General features: G+C 65.2%; 12 protein-coding genes and 1 pseudogene. 10 read left to right on the forward strand and 3 right to left on the reverse strand.

Annotated elements, in window-relative coordinates; genetic code table 11:
- Positions 1 to 115 precede the first annotated feature (115 nt).
- Complete coding sequence (gene glgX / locus ACCQ07_RS02180; protein ID WP_008575501.1) at positions 116 to 2,278, forward strand: glycogen debranching protein GlgX; 2,163 nt, start codon at positions 116 to 118, stop codon at positions 2,276 to 2,278.
- 16 nt (positions 2,279 to 2,294) lie between these two features.
- The gene (locus ACCQ07_RS02185; RefSeq protein ID WP_029818445.1) at positions 2,295 to 2,927 is read left to right on the forward strand and encodes an NAD(P)H-binding protein; all 633 of its coding nucleotides are present in this window, start codon (positions 2,295 to 2,297) and stop codon (positions 2,925 to 2,927) included.
- Positions 2,928 to 3,097: 170 nt separating this feature from the next.
- Here ACCQ07_RS02185 and ACCQ07_RS02190 read toward each other — a convergent pair whose 3' ends face one another.
- Entirely contained in the window at positions 3,098 to 3,856 is a 759-nt protein-coding gene (locus tag ACCQ07_RS02190; protein WP_008575504.1) for an SDR family NAD(P)-dependent oxidoreductase, read from the reverse strand.
- A gap of 376 nt (positions 3,857 to 4,232) precedes the next feature.
- Here ACCQ07_RS02190 and ACCQ07_RS02195 point away from each other — a divergent pair, with 376 nt between their 5' ends.
- Both ACCQ07_RS02195 and ACCQ07_RS02200 read left to right on the forward strand, forming a co-directional pair.
- Complete coding sequence (locus ACCQ07_RS02195; RefSeq protein WP_011346129.1) at positions 4,233 to 5,642, forward strand: FAD/NAD(P)-binding protein; 1,410 nt, start codon at positions 4,233 to 4,235, stop codon at positions 5,640 to 5,642.
- Positions 5,643 to 5,872: 230 nt separating this feature from the next.
- The gene (locus ACCQ07_RS02200; RefSeq protein ID WP_136733324.1) at positions 5,873 to 6,304 is read left to right on the forward strand and encodes a VirK family protein; all 432 of its coding nucleotides are present in this window, start codon (positions 5,873 to 5,875) and stop codon (positions 6,302 to 6,304) included.
- A 123-nt stretch (positions 6,305 to 6,427) separates the two neighbouring features.
- Here the strand turns inward: ACCQ07_RS02200 and ACCQ07_RS02205 are convergent, their stop codons facing one another.
- Positions 6,428 to 7,936, reverse strand: coding sequence for an efflux transporter outer membrane subunit (locus tag ACCQ07_RS02205; RefSeq protein WP_218507207.1), 1,509 nt, complete (start codon positions 7,934 to 7,936; stop codon positions 6,428 to 6,430).
- 88 nt (positions 7,937 to 8,024) lie between these two features.
- Here ACCQ07_RS02205 and ACCQ07_RS02210 point away from each other — a divergent pair, with 88 nt between their 5' ends.
- The 5 genes from ACCQ07_RS02210 to ACCQ07_RS02230 all read left to right on the forward strand — a co-directional run bounded on the left by ACCQ07_RS02210 (position 8,025) and on the right by ACCQ07_RS02230 (position 14,418).
- Positions 8,025 to 8,642 (forward strand): TetR/AcrR family transcriptional regulator, encoded by a 618-nt coding sequence (locus tag ACCQ07_RS02210; RefSeq protein WP_008575513.1) that lies wholly within the window; start codon positions 8,025 to 8,027, stop codon positions 8,640 to 8,642.
- Positions 8,643 to 8,720: 78 nt separating this feature from the next.
- Positions 8,721 to 9,869: an efflux RND transporter periplasmic adaptor subunit gene (locus tag ACCQ07_RS02215; protein WP_057681070.1), complete on the forward strand. Its 1,149-nt coding sequence runs from the start codon at positions 8,721 to 8,723 to the stop codon at positions 9,867 to 9,869.
- Entirely contained in the window at positions 9,866 to 12,964 is a 3,099-nt protein-coding gene (locus tag ACCQ07_RS02220; protein WP_277574511.1) for an efflux RND transporter permease subunit, read from the forward strand. Before ACCQ07_RS02215 ends, ACCQ07_RS02220 begins: the two co-directional genes overlap by 4 nt.
- Before the next feature lie 15 nt (positions 12,965 to 12,979).
- On the forward strand, positions 12,980 to 13,903 hold the full coding sequence (locus tag ACCQ07_RS02225) for an oxidoreductase (protein WP_372363738.1): 924 nt from the start codon (positions 12,980 to 12,982) through the stop codon (positions 13,901 to 13,903).
- Positions 13,904 to 14,082: 179 nt separating this feature from the next.
- Positions 14,083 to 14,418 carry a DUF6172 family protein gene (locus ACCQ07_RS02230; protein ID WP_109291299.1) on the forward strand — a complete coding sequence of 112 codons (336 nt, stop codon included), beginning with the start codon at positions 14,083 to 14,085 and terminating at the stop codon, positions 14,416 to 14,418.
- Positions 14,419 to 14,853: 435 nt separating this feature from the next.
- Here the strand turns inward: ACCQ07_RS02230 and ACCQ07_RS02235 are convergent, their stop codons facing one another.
- Positions 14,854 to 16,146: a DEAD/DEAH box helicase gene (locus ACCQ07_RS02235; protein WP_071118538.1), complete on the reverse strand. Its 1,293-nt coding sequence runs from the start codon at positions 16,144 to 16,146 to the stop codon at positions 14,854 to 14,856.
- 1,570 nt (positions 16,147 to 17,716) lie between these two features.
- Between ACCQ07_RS02235 and ACCQ07_RS02240 the strand changes: the two are divergent.
- Positions 17,717 to 18,346, forward strand: a pseudogene (locus ACCQ07_RS02240) (IS5 family transposase); the annotation flags it as partial.
- Between the last annotated feature and the right edge of the window lies 1 nt (position 18,347).

Raw genomic sequence — 18,347 nt, forward strand, 5'->3', positions numbered from 1 at the left:
GCGTGTCTGGCAGCGTGCATGGGCCGGCCTGCTGCGCGCCGGCCCGTGTGCTGCGGACTGCACCGCCAGTGCAAAATCGCGCACCGTTTGCGTTCACCGTTCTAAGGAGTCACCGATGGCCACTCGCAAGTTCACCCAGCGCTCGCGCATTCGCGAAGGCCGTCCCAACCCGCTCGGTGCCACCTGGGATGGGTTGGGCGTCAACTTCGCGCTGTATTCGCGCAATGCCACCCGGGTGGAGCTGTGCCTGTTCGACGAACGTGGCCGCGAACAGGAGCGCATTGCGCTCCCCGAATACACCGACGAGGTCTGGCACGGTTATCTGCCCGACGCACGGCCCGGCCAGTTGTATGGCTACCGCGTGCACGGGCCATATGCGCCCGATGCCGGGCACCGCTTCAACCACAACAAATTGCTGCTGGACCCGTACGCCAAGCAGATCGTTGGCGAACTCAAATGGGCGCCGCACCTGTTCGGCTACATCATCGGCCATCGCGACAAGGACCTGAGCTTCGACCGCCGCGACAGCGCCGCGTTCATGCCCAAATCCGCCGTGATCGACCCGGCCTTCACCTGGGGCCAGGACCGCCCGCCGCAGACGCCCTGGAACCGCACGGTGATCTACGAAGCGCACGTGCGCGGGCTGAGCATGCTGCATCCGGCGGTGCCGCCGGAAGAGCGCGGCACCTTTTCGGCGCTGAAGACCGACGAATTGATCGACCACATCAGTTCGCTCGGCGTCACCGCCGTGGAATTGCTGCCGGTGCATGCGTTCGTGGACGATCAATATCTGCTGGAAAAAGGCCTGCGCAATTACTGGGGCTACAACACGCTGGGCTTTTTTGCCCCGCAGGCGCGTTACATGTCCACGCGCACGGTGGCCGAGTTCAAGCAGATGGTGGCGCGCCTGCATCACGCCGGCCTGGAAGTGCTGCTGGACGTGGTCTACAACCACACTGCCGAAGGCAACGAGCTCGGGCCCACGCTCTCGTTCAAGGGCATCGACAACGCCAGCTATTATCGCCTGGCCGACGATCGCCGCTTCTACATCAACGACACCGGCACCGGTAACACCTTCGACCTCACCAATGTCGGCGCGCTGCGCATGGTGATGGATTCGCTGCGTTACTGGGTGCAGGAGATGCACGTGGACGGCTTCCGTTTCGATCTGGCCAGCATCCTGGGCCGCGAACGCTATGGCTTCGATCCGTCCGGCAGTTTCCTGGATGCGGTGCGCCAGGATCCGGTGCTCAGCCAGACCAAGCTGATCGCCGAGCCGTGGGATATCGGCCCCGGCGGTTATCAGGTGGGCAATTTCCCGCCCGGCTGGGTGGAATGGAACGACAAGTTCCGCGACAACGTGCGCGCGTTCTGGCGCGGCGACAGCGGCCAGCTGGCCGAGTTGGCCACGCGCCTCACCGGCTCTGCGGACCTGTTCAATCACAGCGGCCGCCGCCCCACCGCATCGGTCAATTTCGTCACCGCGCATGACGGCTTCACCCTGCGCGATCTGGTCAGCTACGAAACCAAGCACAACCTCGCCAATGGCGAAGACGGCAGGGACGGCAGCGACCACAACATCTCTTCTAACTATGGTGTGGAAGGCGAGACCAACGACCCGGCGATCAAGCAGCTGCGTCGCCAGCAGATGCGCAACCTGCTCGCCACCTTGCTGTTGTCGCAGGGCACGCCGATGCTGCTGGCCGGCGATGAGTTCGGCCACAGCCAGAACGGCAACAACAACGCGTATTGCCAGGACAACGAGCTGACCTGGATCGACTGGACTGCCGCCACCAAAGCCGCCGCCGCCGACCAGGCCGCATTCGTGCGCCGGTTGATTCGTATTCGTCAGCGCTACCCGCTGTTGCATCGCGCGCGTTTCTTCGACGGCAAGTTCGACGAAGCGCTGGGCCTGAAGGATCTGACCTGGCTGGCGCCCAACGGCACTGAGATGGATGAAGCCGCCTGGCACGACCCGGAAGCGCGCGCGTTGATGCTGCGTCTGGATGGCCGCTCGCCGACCACCGGCCTGCGCGAGATTGCCGCCAACGTGACCTTGCTGATGCTGATCAATGCCGCCTCTACCGCGGTGTCGTTTACGCTGCCGGCCATGCATGACGAACATTGGCGCGTGCTGGTGGACACCGCGCGCCACGGCGGCCGTGTGGTGGCCGGTGGCAGCGAATGGAAGGCCCCGGCGCATTCGCTGACGCTATTGGCGGTGGAGCGCGATCGCATTGTCAGCAGTGCGCGGATCGTCTCCGAAGGCGCGCGCTGATGGCGAGGATGGCCTGATGGATGTCTTGTTGGCAGGGGCGACCGGCCTGGTCGGCAGGCACGTGCTGCAGCAATTGCTGGGCGATACGCGGTGCACCGGCGTGGTCGCGATGACGCGGCGGCCGCTGGCGCAGATCCATCCCAAGTTGCGCAATCAGGTGATCGACTTCGAACGGCTCGAGCACTGGACGGCACCGCGCATGGAAGCGGCCATCTGTGCGTTGGGGAGCACGATGAAACAGGCCGGCTCGCGCGATGCGTTCTATCGTATCGACCACGATTACCCGCTTGCCATCGCGCGCGCCGCCTGCGCACAAGGTACCTCGGTGTTCGTGCTGAACTCGGCGGCCGGCGCCAACGCGCAGTCGCGCATCTTCTACAGCCGCGTCAAGGGCGAACTGGAGCGCGATCTGCGCCAGATCGGTTTCCCCTCGCTCACCTTCGTACGCCCCGGCCTGATCGGCGGCGAACGCGAAGAGCGCCGCACCGGCGAGCACATCGGCAGCGTCGTCCTTGGCGCGCTCGGCCCGCTCCTGCCACGTCGTTTTCGCATCAATCCGGCCGAACGGATTGCCGCGGCGATGGTGTCAGCTGCGCTGGCACCGGCACGGGGTGAGCACAGCATCGAGGCGGCGGAGTTGGCTGGCTAACGGGATCTCGTCGCTTCGGCGTGGGGACATCGGATACAGGCGAAACGCCGCCGTGTCGTCGAGCGTGACTGCGCGCGAGGACGCGTTACCGATGCAGCTGGGTCGCGCGCAGGCACGCTCCTACGAGTCCGCGAGCAGCCGATCGGTATCTCCGTCAGCAGAGATGGTGCTTACACGCCCAGCGACTGCCCGCCATCCACGGCCAACACTTGCCCGGTGATCCAACTCGCCTGTGGCGATGCCAGAAACAACGCGGCATCGGCAACATGCTGCACCTGTCCGAAGCCGCCGAACGGGATGCTGTCGCGGATGCGTGCGTAGAGCTCCGGCTCCTCGCGGCTGCGTTTGTCCCACAGACCACCTGGAAATTCGATTGAGCCAGGCGAGATGGCATTGACGCGGATGCGCTCGCGCGCCAGCTCTGCAGCCAGGGTGGTGGTGTAGTAATCGAGCGCGGCCTTGGCGGTGGAGTAGGCGATCGCGCGCGGGGTGGGGCGTTGCGCATTGATCGAACTGATGTTGAGGATCACCGCAGCCGCGCTGCGGCGCAGATACGGCAACGCGGCGCGGTTGCAGCGCACTGCGGCCATCAGGTCGACATCCAGGCCCGCCTGCCAGCTTGCATCGTCGTTGCCATGGCCAAAGCCGGAAGCATTGTTGATGACCACGTCCAGGCCGTCCAGCGCCTGTGCTGCAGCGTGCACGTAGGCATCGATCTGCGTGGCGTCTGCCAGGTCGCAAGGCAGTGTATGCACCGGGGTGCCATGCGCTGCCAGTGCGTCTGCAGCGTGTGCAAGACCGGCGGCATTGCGTGCGCAGATCGAAACCTGCGCGCCATGACGCACGAAGCCTTCTGCGATCGCCAGGCCAATGCCACGGCTGCCGCCAGCGATCAGCACGCGTTGCGGACGAACTGCGGTGTTTGACATGGCGGCTGCTCGGTTTGGATGGCCGTATTATCCGATAGCCGCGGGCCACGGGGTCGCCACGCGTATCGCAAGTGCGGCACGGACGACGATCGCCCTGCATGTTTGCGCTGCACCGGACCATTGGCCTCAGCCGTTTGCATCGCCAGATTGCGCAGCGCCGCAGAAAACAGCCATGCGCAACGCACGCGGCATCACCACGTACGGTGGCGACCGCTGTCATATCGCTGCCATAGACGATCGGCGCTGCATGCCCCGCCTGCCTCATCACTGCCGGCGATCAGCTCATGCGTTTTTGCTTGCTCGGCGCTAACCAAACGTTTACACATCGGCGGCGCGCTGCGGGCACAACGTGCGGGTCATTCAGCGGGATTTGCACATGGAAACCCATATCACCGTGATCGGCGCCGGCTTCTGCGGCACCGCGCTGGTCCGTGCACTGGCGCAGACGGCCGATGCGCAGGTACGCATCACCCTGGTCGGCGTGGCCGACACCTTTGGCAGCGGGATCGCCTACGGCGCAGCGCGACCAGAGCATCTGCTCAACGTGCGTGCCAAGGACCTGGGTATCGACGCCCAGGCCCCGGGCGCCTTTGCCGACACCCTGCATCTGGGCGAGAGCGGGCGGCTGGAATTCCTGCCGCGGCTGGCGTACGGCGACTATCTGCGCAGCGAACTGGATGCAGCAGTGAGCAGTGCGCAGGCGTCGGTCATGCGGCTGTCGCAGGAAGCGGTGGCGGTGGAGCGCGTGCGCAAGGGGTTCCGCGTGTTTCTGGCCAATGGCGATGCCTTCCAGAGCGATCGCGTGGTGCTGGCGGTCGGCGCGCTGCAGCCGCAGGCGCTGGCGGGCATCGGCCCGCGTTTGAGCGTGCATCCGCGTTACATCGGGTGGCCGTGGCAGGGCGACGCATTGGCGCGGCTGTCGCCGGACGACGATGTGCTGATCGTCGGCACCGGGTTGACCATGGTGGACGTGGCGCTGACCTTGCACACGCGCGGGCATCGCGGCCGCCTGCTGGCGATTTCGCGGCGCGGGCTGGCACCGCAGGCGCATCTGCGCCAGCCCGGCGCGCCATTGGAATTGCCGCCGCATCTGCAGCGTGCGCTCAAGGACGCCGACCTGCGTGGCCTGCTGCGCGGAGTGCGTCAGCTCAGTGCGGTGGTCGACGATTGGCGTCGCGTGGTGGACGCGCTGCGCCCGCATCTGCAGCCGCTGTGGCAGCGCCTGGAACTTCCCCAGCGTGCACGCTTTTTGCGGCACCTGCGCCCGTACTGGGAAGTGGCGCGCCATCGCGTGGCGCCCGGTGCGGCCGAACAGCTGGCGCAATTGCAGGCATCTGGCCAGTTGCAGATCGTCTCTGCGCGCTTGCTGCGGGCGCGCTGGGTGCCAGATGGCGTAGAGGCGGTGATCCGCCCGCGTGGTGCTGCCGACGCGCAGACCGGTCATTACGATGCGGTAATTCGCGCTACCGGGCTGGATACCGACATCGATCGCACCAGCGATCCCTTGATCGCCGGCATGCGCGAAGCCGGTCTGTTGCGGGCCGATCCCTTGGGCCTGGGCGTGGACACCGATGCGCAGTTGCGCGTCCGTGACAGCGCCGGTCAGATCGTGCCGGGACTGTATTGCGTCGGGCCGCTCTTGCGGGGGCGTTACTGGGAAATCACCGCCGTGCCCGAGTTGCGCGTGGCCACGCGTGCATTGGCCGACCGCTTGTTGCTGGGCGCAACGCCGGCATTACAGCCCACGCCCGAGCACGTGCCGCGCGAGGTCAACGCGCGGTTGTAGATGTGGTAATTGACGAGATCTTTGACGATCTTGACCTGCGCATCGCGCCGCCCGCGCATGCGCAGTGATGGCCGACCTCTGGATCTGTGCGCGGCGTCCGCCGGCGAGCGCACTCATGCCGCGCGATGCGTAGTGCCGCGTGCTCATGCAGGCCGAACTGGGTCATGTTGGCGGTCCTGGGCGCATGCAAGCCCAGGCCGTCGCACCCATTTCCCCGCCTGGAGTCCGCCATGCCACGTCTTGTTCCTGTCGCGCTGTTCGCCACGCTGTGCGCGTGTGCGCTGCCTGCCCTGGCCACCGAATCGCTGAATAACCGCGCCGAAGTTCTCGCTGCCCTGGACGCCGGATACGACGTCAGTGTGAGCACCGACCTTGCACGTTGCACGCCCGAAGAAGGCACGCCGGCCACCCAGACCCGCGGCGGCCGCCACATCGACGCCTATCGCATCACCGCCGACGGTACCGTGGCTTTTTCCGATGCGCATTTCACCGTGGCCAACGACGGCAAGCCGATCCAGCAATTCATGCGCTACCAGCTGCGCCCGGATGACACGCTGCGCTTCACCACCTACATGTACGACTTGCCGGGCCTGCAGCAACGCGGGCCGGTGCTGGCGTATCAATGCAAGATCAATGCAGGCGTGCGCTTCCATGCCGATTGAGCACGGCTGACAAGCATTTGCTGACCCTGTCGGCCAGCTCTTGCGGTTGCGTGTAGCCGGCGCATCGGTAGCGGTGGCGTGCCACCTGCGCAGACGCCCATCAACGTCGGCGCGGCGTGTCATTCACTTAGTTGCTGTCGTGTCGTCTTGGTGACGATTGCTGTCCACGGCGACAGCGATCGCAGCAGGACCCGCACCGCCGGCCTGCCAACCGCCGCCCAGCGCCTTGAAGGTCGCAACCGCGCTGCGCGCCGCGTCGGTACGCGCCTGCACCTGCGCGTCGGAGGCGCGTAGCAGGCTGTCGTCGGCGTTGAGCACTTCGATCAGGCTCACCGTGCCTTTTTCGTAGGCCAGCGCAGAGGCGCCGCGTGCCTTGCCGAGTGCATCCACGCCCTGCGTCAGCACCGCTGCCTGCTGCTCGCGTTTGATCAGCGCGGTGAATGCGTTTTCGACGTCTTCGGTGGCGCGCAATACCGCAAGGCGATAAGCCGCCAATTGTTCGGCTTGCTGGCCTTTGGCCTGTGCGATCTGTGCGTTGATGCGGCCGAAGTCGAACAGCCGCCAGCGCAGGCCGAGTACGCCGGACGACTGCGCGGCGTCGCCGGTAAACAGGTTCGCACCGGAGATGGCGGTGGCGCTGCCAAGCAGGCCGCTGAGCGAAAACTTGGGGTAGTACTCGGCCATCGCCACGCCGATACGCGCATTGGAGGCGGCCAGCCGACGCTCGGCCACGATCAGGTCGGGCCGGCGCCGTAGCAGGTCGCCGGGGGTGCCGCTGCCGGCGATCTGGGGGGCTGGCGGAATGGGTTTGGTCGCCGACAGCTCGGCACGGTGCGTGCCGGGCGGCACGCCAAGCATCACGTCCAGCGCGTTCATTGCCGCAACCAGGCCGGCTTCCAGAGGCGGCACGCCGGCCTGCGCCTGCGCGAGTGCGCCCTGGGCCTGCTGCAACTGCAGTTCGGCGGCAAGGCCTTTGCCGTGCAGCAGCGTCACCATCGAAACCAGCCCTTGCTGGGTGGCGACCTGGCGCTGCGCCACGTCCAGCCGCGCCTGGAGGCCGCGGATGCTGATGTAGATATCGGCGGTCTGTGCGGCCACCGCCAGACGGGTGGCCGCGGCGCCGGCTTCGGTGGCCTGGTAGTCGGCCAAGGCCGCCTGGCGGCCGCGGCGCAGGCCCCCGAACAGATCCAGCTCCCAGCTGGCGCCCAGGTTGGCTTCGTACACGCTGGCATGGCGGTCGAAGTTGGGCGTGCTGTTGAGCACCTGGCCCAGTGGGGTTTCCAGCGATTGGTAGGCACGCGTGGCGCTGCCGCTCACGTTGCCCGCCGGTAGCAGCGCGGCAGTGGCGGCGGTCAGCCCGGCGCGCGCCTGGGCCACGCGTGCGCCGGCCTGGGCCAGGTCCAGGTTTTGCGCCAGCGCCGCATTGATGTAGCGGCTCAGGTCGGGATCGTTGAAGCCGTCCCACCAGGTCGACAGGTCGGCTGGCACTGCGGCCTGGCGCTGCGCGATATCCGCTTGGCCGATGTAGCGGTCCGGCAGCGGCACCTCCGGCCGGGCGTAGTCGGGACCAACCGCGCAACCTGTGACGAGGCTGGCGGCAACGAACACTGCGAGGGTGCGGAGTGACGACATGGGCGGGGCCGGAATGACGAGTGGTAAGTGACTATAATACGAAATAGTCACTTTTGTAAGTCGGCAACGACGGCGCTAAGCTGTCGCGATGAGCAAAGCATCCAACTATCCCGTGTCGGGCCGCGGCCCGGCCGACCATGACGTTCGCGACCAGATCGTGGTGGCCGCCACCGAGCATTTCAGCCGCTACGGCTACGAAAAGACGGCCGTGTCCGACCTGGCAAGGGAGATCGGTTTTTCCAAGGCCTACATCTACAAGTTCTTCGAATCCAAGCAGGCCATCGGCGAGATGATCTGCTCGCATTGCCTGGGGGAGATCGAGGCCGAGGTGCTGGCTGCGGTGTCTGCCGCGGCGTCGCCGCCAGAGAAATTGCGTAGCCTTTTCAAGGCGATTATCGAGGCGAGCCTGCGGCTGTACTCGCGCGAGCGCAAGTTGTACGAGATCGCCACGTCGGCCGCGACCGAGCGCTGGCCGCCCGTCATTGCGTACGAGGGCCACATCCAGGCACTGCTGCAGGACATTCTGGTGCAAGGGCGCCAGAACGGTGACTTCGAGCGCAAGACGCCGCTGGACGAACTGACCCAGGCCACCTATCTGGTGATGCGCCCCTACATCAATCCGGTGCTGCTGCAGCACAGCCTGGATCATGCCGGCGACGTGCCGCTGCTGTTGTCCAGCCTGGTATTGCGAAGCCTGTCGCCGTAAAAAGATGTTTGTGACTATTGACTGATTTAGTCACAAGTCTCAGGATGCGAGCCTTCATCCGATCGCTCCGGGATTGCCATGCGTCGCCGCCGCCTTGTCGCCTTTACCTTCCTCTGTGTCTTGCCGCTGGCGCTGAGCGCCTGCGGCGGCAAGGCGCAGCCCGATCCACGGACCGCCGCGCCGCGGGTGCGGGTTGCCACGGCTGGCGATGCCAGCGCTGCGGTGCGCACCTTCTCCGGCACGGTAGCGGCGCGCGTGCAGAGCGACCTGGGGTTCCGGGTGGCCGGCAAGGTGTCCGAGCGGCTGGTCGATGCCGGGCAGAGCGTCAAGCGCGGGCAACCGCTGATGCGTATCGACCCGGTGGATCTGCAACTGGCTGCGCGTGCGCAGCAGGACACGGTGGCCGCCGCGCGCGCCCGGGCGCAGCAGACCGCCGAAGATGAAGCCCGGTACCGCGACCTGCGCGGTACCGGCGCCATCTCGGCTTCGGCCTACGACCAGATCAAGGCCGCCGCCGATGCGGCCAGGGCGCAGCTGAGCGCCGCCCAGGCCCAGGCTGACGTGGCGCGCAACGCCAATCGCTACACCGACCTGGTGGCCGACGCCGACGGCGTGGTGATGGAAACGCTGGTCGAGCCGGGCCAGGTGGTTGCGGCCGGGCAGCCGGTGGTGCGGCTGGCGCACGCCGGCCCGCGCGAAGCGGTGATCCAGCTGCCGGAAACCCTGCGCCCGCAGGTCGGCTCGGTGGCCCAAGCCACGCTGTTCGGCAACGCCGCCGTCACCGTGCCGGCCACCTTGCGCCAGCTGTCCGAGAGCGCCGACCGGCTCACCCGCACCTTCGAGGCACGCTACGTGCTGGACGGCGCGCTCGCACAGGCACCGCTCGGCACCACGGTCAGCGTGCGCGTCCCCGGCGGCACCGCTTCCGGGAACCAGGCCGGCCTGCAGGTACCGCTGGCCGCGCTGTTCGACGCCGGCAAGGGGCCGGGCGTGTGGGTGATTGCCGGCAACCCGACCAGGGTGAGCTGGCGGCCGGTGACGGTGTTGGGCCTGGACGATGACCACGCCAACGTGGCCGGCAAGCTGGCACGCGGCGAGCGCATCGTGGCGTTGGGGGCGCATCTGTTGCGCGAAGGCGAGCAGGTACGCATTGCCGGCGAAGGCGTGGCCGGTAGCAGCGCGGCCACTGCTGGCAGCACCGCCAAGGCGGCAGGAGCGCAGCCGTGAGCGAGGGCCGGTTCAATCTCTCGGCGCTTGCCGTGCGCGAGCGCTCCATCACGCTGTTTCTGATCTTCCTGATCTCGCTGGCCGGCTTGGTGGCGTTTCTCAAGCTCGGTCGTGCCGAAGACCCGGCATTCACCATCAAGGTGATGACGATCGTGACCGCCTGGCCCGGTGCCACGCCGCAGGAAATGCAGGACCAGGTGGCCGAGAAACTCGAAAAGCGCATGCAGGAATTGCGCTGGTACGACCGTACCGAAACCTACACGCGTCCGGGTCTTGCGTTTACGACGCTGACCTTGATGGACAGTACCCCGCCTGGGGAGGTGCAGGAGCAGTTCTATCAGGCGCGCAAGAAGGCCGGCGATGAAGTGGCCAACTTGCCGGCCGGCGTGATCGGGCCGCTGATCAACGACGAATATGCCGACGTCACCTTTGCGCTGTTCGCGCTCAAGGCAAAGGGCGAGCCGCAGCGCTTGCTGGCACGCGATGCCGAGACCCTGCGCCAGCGCATCCTGCACGTGCCGGGCGTCAAGAAGGTCAACATCATCGGCGAGCAACCCGAGCGCATCTTTGTCGAGTTCTCGCATGAGCGTCTGGCCACGCTGGGGGTCAGTCCGCAGGACGTGTTTGCCGCACTCAACGCGCAAAACGCGTTGAATGCGGCCGGCTCGGTGGAAACGCGCGGGCCACAGGTGTTCATTCGCCTGGATGGTGCGCTCGACAGCCTGCAGAAGATCCGCGACACCCCGTTGGTCGTGCAGGGCCGCACGCTGAAATTGTCCGATATCGCCACCGTTAAACGCGGCTACGAAGATCCGTCCACCTTCATGATCCGCAGCGGCGGCGAACCGGCATTGTTGCTGGGCATCATCATGCGCGATGGCTGGAATGGCCTGGATCTGGGCAAATCGCTCGACGCCGAAGTGGGGGCGATCAATGCCGAACTGCCGCTGGGCATGCGTCTGAGCAAGGTCACCGACCAGGCCGTCAACATCGATGCGTCGGTCGGCGAGTTCATGACCAAGTTCTTCGTCGCGTTGCTGGTGGTGATGCTGGTGTGCTTCGTCAGCATGGGCTGGCGCGTGGGCATCGTGGTGGCGGCAGCCGTGCCGCTGACGCTGGCAGCAGTGTTCGTGGTGATGCTGGCGACTGGCAAGAATTTCGACCGAATCACGCTGGGCTCGCTGATCCTGGCGCTGGGCTTGCTGGTCGATGATGCCATCATCGCCATCGAGATGATGGTGGTGAAAATGGAAGAAGGCTATAGCCGCGTTGCCGCCTCGGCGTATGCCTGGAGCCACACCGCTGCACCGATGTTGTCCGGCACCCTGGTCACCGCGGTGGGCTTCATGCCGAACGGATTTGCTGCTTCCACGGCCGGCGAATACACCAGCAACATGTTCTGGATCGTGGGCATTGCGTTGATCGTGTCGTGGGTGGTGGCGGTCGTGTTCACGCCGTATCTGGGCGTGAAGATGCTTCCCGACCTGAAGAAGGTCGAAGGCGGCCACGCAGCGATCTACAACACGCCGCGCTACAACCGCTTCCGCCAGGCGCTGGGTCGCGTCATTGCCCGCAAGTGGCTGGTCGCAGGGTCCGTGGTGGGGCTGTTCGTGCTGGCGGTCGTGGGCATGGGCATGGTCAAGAAGCAATTCTTCCCGATCTCCGACCGGCCCGAAGTGCTGGTGGAAGTGCAGCTGCCGTACGGCACCTCGATCAACCAGACCAGCACGGCGGCCGCCAAGGTGGAAGCCTGGCTGTCCAAGCAGAAGGAAGCAAAGATCGTGACCGCCTACATCGGTCAGGGCGCGCCGCGCTTTTTCCTGGCGATGGGTCCGGAACTGCCGGACCCCTCGTTCGCAAAGATCGTGGTGCGCACCGACGACCAGCACGAGCGCGATGCGCTGAAGCTGCGCTTGCGCGAGGCGATCGCGCAAGGCCTGGCGCCGGAAGCGCGCGTGCGCGTGACGCAATTGACCTTCGGCCCGTATTCGAAGTTTCCGGTCGCCTACCGGGTGAGCGGTCCGGACCCGACGGTGCTGCGCGGCATCGCTGCGCAGGTCATGCAGGTGATGCAGGACAGCCCGATGCTGCGCACCGTCAATACCGACTGGGGCGTGCGCACACCGACCCTGCATTTCAGCCTGGACCAGGATCGCCTGCAGGCGGTGGGGCTGACCTCGGCCGCGGTCGCCCAGCAGTTGCAGTTCCTGCTCAGCGGCGTGCCGACCACGCTGGTGCGCGAGGATATCCGCAGCGTGCAGGTGGTGGCGCGGTCGGCCGGCGATACCCGTCTGGATCCGGCACGCATCGCCGACTTCACCCTGGCCGGCGGCAACGGCCAACGCGTCCCGCTGTCGCAGGTAGGTAAGGTGGATGTGCGGATGGAAGAGCCGGTCATGCGGCGCCGCGATCGCGTGCCGACCATCACGGTGGGCGGCGATGTCGACGACACGCTGCAGCCGCCGGATGTCTCGGCTGCGATCACCAGGCAGCTGCAGCCGATCATCGACAAACTGCCCAGCGGATATCAGATCAAGGAGGCCGGCTCCATCGAGGAGTCCGGCAAGGCCACCGCCGCGATGCTGCCGCTGTTCCCCATCATGCTGGCGGCCACGTTGCTCATCATCATCCTGCAGGTGCGCTCGATCTCGGCGATGGTGATGGTGTTTCTCACCAGCCCGCTCGGCCTGATCGGCGTGGTGCCGACCTTGATCCTGTTCCAGCAGCCGTTCGGCATCAATGCGCTGGTGGGATTGATTGCGCTGTCGGGCATCCTGATGCGCAACACGCTGATCCTGATCGGACAGATCCATCACAACGAAGCCGAGGGTCTGGATCCGTTCCATGCGTTGGTGGAAGCCACCGTGCAGCGTGCGCGTCCGGTGATTTTGACGGCACTGGCGGCGATCCTGGCATTCATTCCACTCACCCATTCCGTGTTCTGGGGCACCTTGGCCTACACGCTGATCGGCGGCACGTTGGCCGGCACCGTGTTGACCCTGGTGTTCCTGCCGGCGATGTATTCGATCTGGTTCAAGATCCGGCCCGATCCCGGCAAAGGGAATAACGCACCGGACATTGCCCGGCCTGCATGAAGCACTTCTGCGACGGTGGCCACGGTGCCGTCGCAGCGCAATGTCGTGCGCCATCGTCACCACCTTCCGAACGCATGCCCTGCAGGCCGCACGCGTATCGCCGATGTCTTTCTCTTGATTGAAGGAACCGCAATGCAACAGCAGACCGTTGTGCTGATCACGGGCGTGTCGTCCGGCATTGGCCGTGCCGCCGCAGAACACTTCGCCCGAGCCGGCTGCATCGTTTACGGCAGCGTGCGTCACCTGGCCGGTGCCACACCGTTGACGGCCGTGGAGCTGGTGGAAATGGATATCCGCGATGCCGCTTCGGTGCAGCGTGCGGCCGATGGCATCATCGCCCGCGCGGGCCGCATCGATGTACTGGTCAACAACGCAGGCACCAATCTTGTCGGTGCCATTGAAGAAACCAGCGTCGACGAAGCGGCCGCATTATTCGACATCAACCTACTCGGCATCCTGCGCACCGTGCAGGCCGTGCTGCCGCAGATGCGCGCACGCGGCCAGGGCCGCATCGTCAATGTCAGCTCGGTGCTGGGGTTCCTGCCGGCGCCGTACATGGGTGTGTATGCCGCCTCCAAACATGCGGTGGAAGGGCTGTCGGAAACGCTGGATCACGAGCTGCGTCAATTCGGCATTCGCGTGACGCTGGTGGAGCCTGCGTATACGAAAACCAGCCTGGGCAGCAATTCGCCGGTGGTGCAGGCCACCATTGCCGATTACGACCGCGAGCGTGGCGTGGTGGCGCGGGCAGTCACGCACAGTATCGACACCGCGCCGGAACCGCATGGCGTGGCCGCCAACGTGGTGGAGGCGGCCCTGGGCAGGTGGCGCATGCGCCGCACACCCGCCGGGCAGGCATCGCTGCTGAGCAAGCTGCGCCGGTTCCTGCCCGCCAGCGCGGTGGACGGCAGCCTGCGCAAACAGCTCGGGCTGCGGTGAGATGCGTCAGGGCGTCGATGCGGCCGGGAACGCAGGGGTTGGGCCGTACGGCGCGATTGCGTCAGTCCAGGCGCGCATGCCGCCATTTGGCGGTTCTGCAGCGCCACTTGATGCTGGATTCACCGAGGATGCCGCCTTGGCCTCACAATAGGCGGCCAGTCCCCACCACCGATGTCGCCATGCGCAAGACCTACCAGCTCAACCTCGAAGGCAAGAACCGCGATCGTCTGCTGGAATCCAGCAAGCACGATATCCGCAAGTACATCCGCCGCGAGCGCCGCAAGGAGCTGCCGGCTGGCGCGGACTACTGGGACTTCGATATGCGCTTCGGTGTGGATGAAGCCAGTGCCGTGGCACTGCCGCCGGCCGAGCTGATCCGCTCGATCAACGCACTCGTCGCCGACGGTGGCGAGCAGTTCTTCGTCGAAATCCTGCGCAAGCCGGGCAAGCGCACGCCGCGCGCGCAGAGCGATCATGCGTTCGGTGATGGCGAACTGGATTTCGAGCAGGACTGAGGTTTGATCGTCGTCCCGTCGGCGGCGCACCGCTACGGGACGAGCAGTTGCTGGCGGATTGTCGACCGCATCGCATGGACGAGCCAGGCCTCGCGCGTTGCGGATGGCAACTGGCAGGGGTGCAGGAGGCCTGCGGTGCCTTAACGCTGGCGAGCGCCCTTGTTGGCGGAGCGACGGGGACGCTGCCATCGGCCAACCCTGCTGGTGCTTGGTAGCGGGCACTTGCCGCTCGGACGCAGCGGTTCGAGCGGGCCGTGGCTGGCCGACGCTGTTGCGCCAGCGCGTTTTGCTGGGCGGTTGCGGCTTAGGCATGCTGAGCGCGTTCGGCTGCCGAGGCGGGCGGTTGCCAGGCCAGCCCGCGCTGCAGTGCGGCGGTGTGGGCGCAGTCATCACGCGCCGGTGCTAGGACTGCTCGCGACGATGCGTTCGCTACTCTCAGCCCGGCTTGCCAGCCTGCGCCTGCGCCGCGGCGCGTAACTTGTCCTTCTTGCTCGGCCGCTTGCCCTTGATGCCGCCGTTGTCATCCGCTGCACGCACCGCTGCGCCGGGCGCATGGTCGGGGGCAGGCGCCTGGACCGGGGTTGGCTCGAACCCTTCGATCACGCTGGTCGGCACGCGCAGGCCCTGGCGTTTTTCGATCAGCCGCCACTGCTGGGCGCTGTCTGCCGTGACGAAGCTGATCGCCACGCCGCTGGCACCGGCGCGTGCGGTGCGGCCGATGCGGTGGGTGTAGTCGACAGTGGAGCGGGGCAGGTCGTAATTAAGCACGGCCGGCAAGGCGTCGATGTCGATGCCGCGCCCGGCCAGGTCGGTGGCCACCAGCACCTGCACGTCCGCCTGTTTGAAGGCGCGCAGCGTGCGTTCGCGGCGGCCCTGGCTCAATTCGCCGTGCAGCGGCAAGGCGGCGATGCCGGTCTTGCTCAGTTTCTCGGCAACCTTGTCGGCGCTGTGGCGGCTGGCGACGAAGACCAGCAGTTGCGGCCATCCGTATTCCAGCAGCAGGTGACGCAGCAGCTGCGTACGTTGGCCGGCATCCACTGCGATGGCGCGTTGCGCGATCGCCGGTGCCTGTTCGGGCGTGGCGTCGAGGGTGATGCGCAACGGATCGCGCAGGCGACGCTTGGCCAGCGACGCGATGGCGGCTGGGAAGGTGGCCGAGACCAGCACGCTTTGCCGCTGCGCCGGCAGCAAGGCCAGGATGCGATCGAGCTCGGCGCCAAAGCCCAGGTCGAGCAGGCGATCGGCTTCGTCCAGCACCAGCGTGCTTACCTGCGAGAGGCGCAGCGCATTGTGCGTCACCAGGTCCAGCAGCCGCCCCGGGGTGGCGATGACGATGTCGGCGCCACCGCGCAAGGCCATCAGCTGCGGATTGATGGCTTCACCGCCGGTGGCGGCGACGATCTTCAGCCGTCGCGGCAAGGCGGCGGCCAGCGACAGCAGGGTCTGCGCGACCTGCGCGACCAGCTCACGCGTCGGTACCAGGATCAGCCCGCCCAGCACGCGCGGCGCCTGTTCCGGCGCCTGCAGGCGCTGCTGCAGCAGCGGCAAGGCATATGCCAGGGTCTTGCCCGAGCCGGTCTGCGCGGTGGCGATCAGGTCGCGTGCGGCCAGCATCGGCGGAATCATCGCGACCTGGATCGGCGTGAGCGCATGCACACCGGCCCTGGCGAGCGCGGACTCGAATACGGGCTGTAGCTGTAGCGACAGCAAATCTGCTTTCAGTGACATCGCGCGATTATCCGCGCATTGTCGACGGCGTGCATGCCGAAACGAAGTGCAGGTGCGCTGGCCGCGCATGGCGCTCCATGGCGCCGCCAAGCGGCAGTGGCAACAACCGGTGTGTCGACCCGAGGTCTGCTGCGTCCAATGCGACTTCGCCTTGGCCGTGGCCCGGTCTCCCGGGGTGGGTCAGGCTATGGGGAGCGTGCGCCTGTGACCCGGGTGTTTCCCACGGAAAGCGCCAGAAGTGGCGAAAAATCTGAAGATCCACGCGCGACTCTCCGGAACGAGGCGACATCGCGCACTCTCAGGACTCAATGTTCAGACCTTCCCTAGCGCAGCGTTGCTCAAGCGGTCCGAATTGCTGAAGACCTTCCGGAGATGCACACGGACGATGCAATGCTTCGCCTATGGGGAATACGTTCTAACTGCGCGCGTTGTTTGACTGGCGATGAATGCTAGGTAGAAATTCTTGTTTCTAAAAGTGGTGGTATCACGCTATGGAAGCAAAGATTGCCGACGGCAGGGTCCACTTCATGCGCAGAGGGGACTTCCTGCGCGCAGAGGCAAATGCGCCAGTGCAGAGTTGTGGGCGACGGCAAGGTGCTACTGCCAGCCGGCGCCGAAACGCGTTGTTGCAGAAGCGACAAAGCAGGCACACAACGCGCTTTCCAGTTACAAGGGATGTAGCGAGGCCGCTTTATCCGTTCAAGGTGTGGTCGCCATCGCGACTTGTCAGCGTGGCTGTGGGCAGCCTGCCGGCTTGCCAATGGCATGTATGCGCCGAGTGGCACACTCTTTTGCGGTGGTCGCCATTTGCAAAGAGTGCAATACCACCTTTGCTTAAGTTGATGCACTCATCGGTAAATTTCGCTTCTCGCACCAAATATTCCTGGTGCAAAAAGAAAAGAATCTAAACATGGAGGAATATTGACGTTGCGGCGTCACACTGAGGTGAAAATTGTATTTCTTATTGGCGCTGCAATAAGCCTTAATCGTGGAGATTTTTTTACATGACAAGTCCGATTCGTGGCGCATCAAGCAGTAGCTATAACTAGTCCCATGAAAGCAATCCAGAAAGCTCGCCACCGCAGCAGGGACAACCTTCGAATCCACCTCCGTCTGCTCAGTTCAGCGGTCTGCAGCACTTGAGTAGTCGCCATCGTCGGCCTGGAGAGCTCTTAAATGTCAGATTCTCGACAGAGGAGCCCACTGTTCACGATTTGCCTCGCGAGGATCGAAAGCCTGGTATTGTGCTGAGTGATGACACTGCACTTAGTTACAGCGCAGGCCAGCTCTACGCTACGTATCCGCGAGGTCTTCCCAGCGATGTCAAGAGGTCTACTAAGAGAGATCCAAAACTATATGCTGCATACAAAGACTTATTAAAAAATAATGGTTATAAAGGTTAGAAATTAAAGATAAACCTGTCTTAGCCGGGCCGACAAATTGTCGGCCCGGTCGCATACGCGTTCCAATATTGCAGCGCGGTCTGAGTTATAAGGCGTTTGGCTAAGGAGCCTCTGAACAAGGCGCCACAGATACACGAAATTGCCCGCCTCATGTTGATGAGTGATCCATGCAACTGATGTTCGGTGACACCGAGAGCCTGGGCAAGCGCAAGCAGACCCGGCACGAGATTTTCCTGGCCGAGATGGAGCAGGTCGTTGCGTGGCAGAAACTGCTCGGGCTGATCGCGCCGCACTATCCGGCGTCGGGGCGGCCAGGGCGGCAGCCCTACGCACTGGCGACGATATTGCGGATCATCTGCTGCAGCAGGGGTATGCGTTGAGCGATCCGGCGAGGGAAGAAGCGCTGCACGAGATTCCGACCTTGCGGCGATTTGCCCAGCTCGGTGGGTTGGACGACATTCTCGACGAGACCACGATTCTCAACTTTCGACGCTTGCTGGAGGCCCATGGTGTTGCTGGAAGCGGTCAACGCGCCTCTGACGCGCAAGGGCCAGAGTCTACGTCCCGGGACGATCGTCGATGCGACGCGGATCGCTGCGCCCGGTTCGACCAAAAGCGCCGATCACGCGCGCGACCCTGAGATGCATCACGCCGAGAGGGCAAGCAGTGGTATCGGGATGAAGGCGCACATCGGCGTGAATGAGTGTTCCGGGCCGGTGCAGCATGTGCATCGGACAGCGGCCAATGTTGCCGCTGTCACGGTGACGCACATCGTGCTACATGGCAAAAAAGACAGTG

The sequence above is a fragment of the Xanthomonas sp. NCPPB 3583 genome (assembly GCF_041475715.2).
In the GTDB taxonomy this organism is placed as follows: domain Bacteria; phylum Pseudomonadota; class Gammaproteobacteria; order Xanthomonadales; family Xanthomonadaceae; genus Xanthomonas; species Xanthomonas euvesicatoria.